At 62.8% G+C, this 1,783-nt stretch carries 1 protein-coding gene; it reads left to right on the top strand.

Annotation, left to right across the window (positions count from 1 at the left end; genetic code table 11):
* Window positions 1-3 precede the first annotated feature (3 nt).
* Window positions 4-1,782 (top strand): sulfoacetaldehyde acetyltransferase, encoded by a 1,779-nt coding sequence (gene xsc, locus ACR0LX_RS22925; protein WP_480785629.1) that lies wholly within the window; start codon window positions 4-6, stop codon window positions 1,780-1,782.
* Window position 1,783: the final 1 nt, after the last annotated feature.

The following is a 1,783-nucleotide window of genomic DNA, read 5'->3' on the forward strand; positions in this document are numbered from 1 at the left end:
CAGATGAGAATGACGACGGAAGAGGCCTTTGTTAAGGTATTGCAGATGCATGGTATTGAACATGCGTTTGGTATCATTGGTTCGGCGATGATGCCGATTTCGGATTTGTTTCCGAAGGCCGGGATCATGTTCTGGGACTGCGCGCATGAAGGTTCTGGCGGGATGATGGCGGATGGCTATACCCGTGCGACCGGCAAGATGTCGATGATGATCGCGCAGAACGGCCCCGGCATCACCAACTTTGTGACCGCTGTGAAAACCGCCTATTGGAACCACACGCCGGTTCTGCTGGTGACCCCGCAGGCGGCCAACAAGACCATTGGTCAGGGCGGCTTCCAGGAGATGGAGCAGATGCGCATGTTCGCCGACTGCGTCGCCTATCAGGAAGAAGTGCGCGACCCGACCCGTGTGGCCGAAGTGCTGAACCGGGTGATCATGAACGCCAAGCGCGCGTCGGCCCCGGCGCAGCTGAACATCCCGCGTGACATGTGGACCCAGGTGGTCGATATCGAGCTGCCCAAGATCGTCGACTTCGAGCGCCCCTCGGGTGGCGAAGACGCGGTGGCAGCCGCGGCCGAGATGTTGTCGACCGCCAAGAACCCCGTCATCCTGAACGGTGCCGGTGTGGTTCTGTCCGAAGGCGGCATCGACGCGTCGAAAGCGCTGGCCGAGCGTCTGGATGCGCCGGTTTGCGTCGGCTACCAGCACAATGACGCCTTCCCCGGTTCGCACCCGCTGTTTGCCGGTCCACTGGGCTATAACGGTTCGAAGGCCGGGATGGAGCTGATCAGCGAGGCAGACGTTGTTCTGGCTCTGGGCACCCGCCTGAACCCGTTCTCGACCCTGCCCGGTTACGGCATCAACTACTGGCCTGCGGATGCAAAGATCATTCAGGTTGACATCAACCCTGACCGCATCGGCCTGACCAAGGACGTCAGCGTCGGCATCATCGGTGACGCGGCCAAAGTCGCCAACGGCATCCTGTCCCGCCTGAGCGACACCGCCGGCGACGAAGGCCGCCAGGCCCGCAAGGACCGTATCGCGCAGAAGAAGTCGGCCTGGGCGCAGGAACTGACCTCGATGACCCACGAGGATGACGATCCGGGCACCTCCTGGAACGAGCGTGCCCGTGCCGCCAAGCCGGACTGGATGAGCCCGCGCATGGCGTGGCGCGCGATTCAGGCGGCGCTGCCGAAAGAGGCGATCATCAGCTCGGATATCGGCAACAACTGCGCCATCGGCAACGCCTATCCGGCGTTTGAAGAGGGCCGCAAGTATCTGGCGCCCGGCCTGTTCGGCCCCTGTGGTTATGGTCTGCCCGCCATCGTTGGCGCCAAGATCGGCCAGCCTGACGTGCCGGTTGTCGGCTTTGCCGGTGACGGAGCCTTTGGCATCGCGGTGAACGAACTGACCGCGATCGGGCGCGAGGAATGGCCCGCCGTGACCCAGATCGTGTTCCGCAACTACCAGTGGGGCGCGGAAAAGCGCAACTCGACCCTGTGGTTTGACGACAACTTCGTGGGCACCGAGCTGGACACCAAAGTGTCTTACGCCGGTATTGCGCAGGCCTGTGGCCTGAAAGGCGTCGTTGCCCGCACCCAGGACGAGCTGACCGCGGCCCTGAACCAGGCGATCGAGGACCAGAAGAACGGCATCACCACGCTGATCGAGGCCCTGATCAACCAGGAACTCGGCGAGCCCTTCCGCCGCGACGCCATGAAAAAACCCGTCGCCGTCGCAGGTATCGAAGCTTCCGACATGACACCCCAAGTCGAGGCGTAAG

It is taken from the genome of Ruegeria sp. CH11, assembly GCF_056537105.1.

What these genes read in the sequence shown, in the direction of transcription:
- xsc (WP_480785629.1), top strand. Translation starts at nt 4, where the DNA reads ATGAGAATGACGACGGAAGAGGCCTTTGTTAAGGTATTGCAGATGCAT.